4 protein-coding genes are annotated in these 3,496 nt (G+C 29.9%); all 4 read right to left on the bottom strand.

Annotated features, from left to right (window positions below; genetic code table 11):
- Positions 1 to 203: 203 nt before the first annotated feature.
- The 4 genes from U9R42_05900 to U9R42_05885 all read right to left on the bottom strand — a co-directional run bounded on the left by U9R42_05900 (position 204) and on the right by U9R42_05885 (position 3,342).
- Positions 204 to 857 (bottom strand): outer membrane beta-barrel protein, encoded by a 654-nt coding sequence (locus U9R42_05900; protein MEA3495554.1) that lies wholly within the window; start codon positions 855 to 857, stop codon positions 204 to 206.
- Between the two features lie 181 nt (positions 858 to 1,038).
- On the bottom strand, positions 1,039 to 1,359 hold the full coding sequence (locus U9R42_05895) for a HigA family addiction module antitoxin (GenBank protein ID MEA3495553.1): 321 nt from the start codon (positions 1,357 to 1,359) through the stop codon (positions 1,039 to 1,041).
- A gap of 16 nt (positions 1,360 to 1,375) precedes the next feature.
- Positions 1,376 to 1,657, bottom strand: coding sequence for a type II toxin-antitoxin system RelE/ParE family toxin (locus U9R42_05890; protein ID MEA3495552.1), 282 nt, complete (start codon positions 1,655 to 1,657; stop codon positions 1,376 to 1,378).
- 380 nt (positions 1,658 to 2,037) lie between these two features.
- A complete protein-coding gene (locus tag U9R42_05885; protein ID MEA3495551.1) occupies positions 2,038 to 3,342 on the bottom strand; it encodes an MBL fold metallo-hydrolase in 1,305 nt (434 codons plus the stop codon).
- Positions 3,343 to 3,496: the final 154 nt, after the last annotated feature.

The raw sequence follows: 3,496 nt of genomic DNA, 5'->3' as shown, positions 1-3,496 counted from the left end.
AATAATTCCTTGTTGAGAGTGTCTGTTAAAAACAATTTCATATAAAAATTATTTTACCACCTAGCATGTTGTCGTTTTTGCAATGGCTACAACAGTTTAGTAAAAGAATAGTAGCCGATTCGGAACTAAATTTTATGCTGGCTACAAACCTTGAATTTACTACCATTTCGGCTATTATTTTCATACATTGTTATGTGGCGATTTTATAGTTTATAATCTAAAGTAACTGTCATCAACAAAGAGCTATATTTGTCCTTCCAGACAATATCATAAGAGTGATTGTTACTCATTGAATTGCTTAATCCTTGATAATATTTCAACATTGATTTTAATACTATTTTTTCACTCTCGTATATTTTTAATCCCATACCAACTAAGCCCCCAAAAATAAGTTTACTTGTTACATTTGAAATGTCACTTGGGTAATAAATTTCGCATCCACCAATAGGTTCAGGGTAATCTTGAACTGCATTTACATTTCTTCCGCCATATACACCTATTGTTGTTATTAATCTGTTTGACTTCCCAAGGTTCAAATTAATGGATATAGGTAAAAGAATATAATCTAATTTTCCAACTAATTCATTCTTTACCCCTTCCTCAAAAATATAACAAGTCTTGTGCTTATAACCTTGTTGTAAATAATGAAGTCCAGATACAAATGTTATCTTTTGAGTGTAATTGTAGTTCAAGTTTAATCCGACATAATAGGTATTTCTCCTATTTTCAAAATCGGTCACTTTAAAATCTGTATTAATTGAAGATATAAATCCTACCTCTCCACCGATTGAAATATTTTGAGCAAATATTGGTGAAGTAGCCATTATTGTCAGAATTAGTAAAATAATTGATTTCATATCACTCTTTTTTAAATTCCCACATAACGACACGTGTATGAAAATCTAGCGAAATAAAAAGCGATTTCATTTCGATAACTCAATGAGCCAAATTTACTACAACTTAAAATAGTCAAATCGGTAGATTTAGCGGAGCCCGAAATGAGCTGTGCTGTTGAGTTATGCAGGAAATCGCTATTTTTTACACACATTGTTGGGGAGCATTTATCACCTTTTTTCTTAAACTGCTTATTCTTTTAAACATTTCTGTATGAACATTTTTTTCTTCCTCAATGTCATAATCATTTTGAATTCCAAGCCAAAATTTAGCAGTATTTCCGAAAAATGAACTTAGTCTTAAAGCGGTATCTGCTGTAATTCTTCTTTTTCCTTTTATTATTTGAGAAATTCTTGTTTGTGGAATTTCTAAACTTTTAGCCAACCTATATGCTGTCAATTTGTAAGGCAACATAAATTCCTCTAAAAGTATTTCTCCTGGATGTATATTCATTAATTTCTCCATATTTTCTCCTTTTTTTTTAATGATAATCAAGCATTTCAACTTCAAGAGAATGATTATTTTTCCATTTGAAGATTATTCTCCATTGATTATTTATTCGAATACTGTAAAAATCCTTTTTATTTCCTTTCAATTTTTCTAATCGGTTTGATGGTGGAATTCTTAAATCAGTCACATTACGTGAGTTATTTAACATTCTTAGTTTCCTTCGTCCTATTTGCTGTATTTCAACAGGAAGATTTTTAACTCTTTCTCCTTGCCATATTTTTTCTGTTACTTTTGAAGCAAATGAAACTATCATACAAACCCTTTACGTTACCAACGTCAAAGGTACGAAAGTGTTTCGCTTAATGCAAATATTCTTTCAATTTATTTTACGGCACCCAAAAAACCTATATGCATTGATAAAATTATCATTCCTGTTGTTACTAATATTAATAAATTTAGAATTTAGCAGAAATTTTACTACGAAGCACTTTTTTTACGTTAGCAATAGGAATTAATCGGTTCCTCTGATGTGGGGAATGCCCTACAACGGTGACAATATGAAATTTTAGGCTTTTATAAAACACTTATCTTTCAATTTACTACGATGGTTATTTAATGTTAATACGTTCATATTTACCACTTTTCGCTCAATTTTTTATATTGCGTGTGTAGGGTGTTTTTTTTCATTTCTGTTTATATTTCTCTTATTTCTTCGTCCTTTAATTCGACAATTGTTTCGTTAAATATGTCCTTATATTTAGCCCCTTCAAACGTGTGAATTGGAACTATGTTTTTCGGTTTAATCGCTTCAACCATTTTTTTCAAAGTCTTCGTATCAGCATGTCCGCTTGTATGAATTTTTTTTAATGTGAACTTTCTATTTTTCAGATAGTCAACAAATTTCATTGTGGCAGATTTCTTTAAATATCCTTCCCACATTGAATAAATCAAGTTTCCGCCATCAATTCCGTTAATATGTTCCAAATCTTTTTGCATTGAAGGTCTTACAACCATTACAATTTTTTCTGATTGGTTGCTAATTTCTTTTTTTGTGATTTTATAATTCTTGAATTGATACAAGATTTCTTCATTCCCTTCATTTGTCAATCTTCTGCTTGTGAAATATGGAAACATTACTTTTAAATTTTCAAAGTCTTCTGATGGATATGGAATTCTCGCAAATTTTGATAATTCTTTCAAAACTTTGGCTACATAAACATCGACAACAAATATTTTTCCAGTCCGTTTACAAGCCCTATAAATTGATGTTAATCTGTCAATATTCTGACCAGAAGTATAAATTAAGTTTATTTTTCCTTGCTGTTTAAATTCTTCAACTAATTCATTTTCAATTTCAGTCTCGGTTTTAAAAGGCTTGTTATCTCTGTTAATTGTTGTGCCTTCAAGAAGTAAATAATCAACATTTTGCGGTGCATTGTGTGTAAACCAATAAAATGCTTTTGCTTTTCTTCCGTGAGAACGAAAGTCTCCAGAATAAAACAGACTTTTCCCGTTTGCTTCAACTAAAAATGAATAAGCATCAAATGCAGAATGGTCAGCCCAATATGGTGTAACAGAAATATCTCCTATTTTAAAAGTCTTTTCTTTTTCAAAATAGATCGTGTTTTTTAAATGGATTTCTTGCGGTGTAAATAAATTATTGAGTTCAATTATTTTATGAGTTGCTTCACCTAAATAATATTGAACATCATCGTTTATAAAATTTGCTAATCCGTAATGGTCTTGATGTGGATGAGAAATGATTACACCGTCAATCAAACTATCTGAATTGTCATAAAGCCCTTTGATATTTGGCAAAACTCTTTTTTCAACTAATTCACTTGGTTCCAAAGCTTTGTATTTGCCAAAGTCAAATTCTTTTCCATCTTTTTCAACTAATGGCATACCAAAATCAAGCAATATTCTAGTGTTTTCAGTCCAGACTTCAACACAAGAACCACCTATTTCTTTTGTTCCACGGTGGATTTTAAATTTCATAAATTACCATTTTAATAAACCTTTCTTTTCAGTATAATTATACATCAAAAGATTGTGTAAAAAATTTGAACCAAGTTGTTTTTTTGAGAAAGTAAATATTTCATCAAATTTCTGTTTTGCAGAACTTTTGTAATTATATTCCGAAATAATTAGA

The sequence above is a fragment of the Bacteroidota bacterium genome, assembly GCA_034723125.1.
Classification (GTDB): domain Bacteria; phylum Bacteroidota; class Bacteroidia; order CAILMK01; family JAAYUY01; genus JAYEOP01.
Note: the sequence above shows the minus strand (reverse complement) of the source record. Positions and strands in the feature narration are given on the sequence as shown.

What these genes read in the sequence shown, in the direction of transcription:
- U9R42_05900 (MEA3495554.1), bottom strand. Translation starts at nt 857, where the DNA reads ATGAAATCAATTATTTTACTAATTCTGACAATAATGGCTACTTCACCA.
- U9R42_05885 (MEA3495551.1), bottom strand. Translation starts at nt 3,342, where the DNA reads ATGAAATTTAAAATCCACCGTGGAACAAAAGAAATAGGTGGTTCTTGT.
- U9R42_05890 (MEA3495552.1), bottom strand. Translation starts at nt 1,657, where the DNA reads ATGATAGTTTCATTTGCTTCAAAAGTAACAGAAAAAATATGGCAAGGA.
- U9R42_05895 (MEA3495553.1), bottom strand. Translation starts at nt 1,359, where the DNA reads ATGGAGAAATTAATGAATATACATCCAGGAGAAATACTTTTAGAGGAA.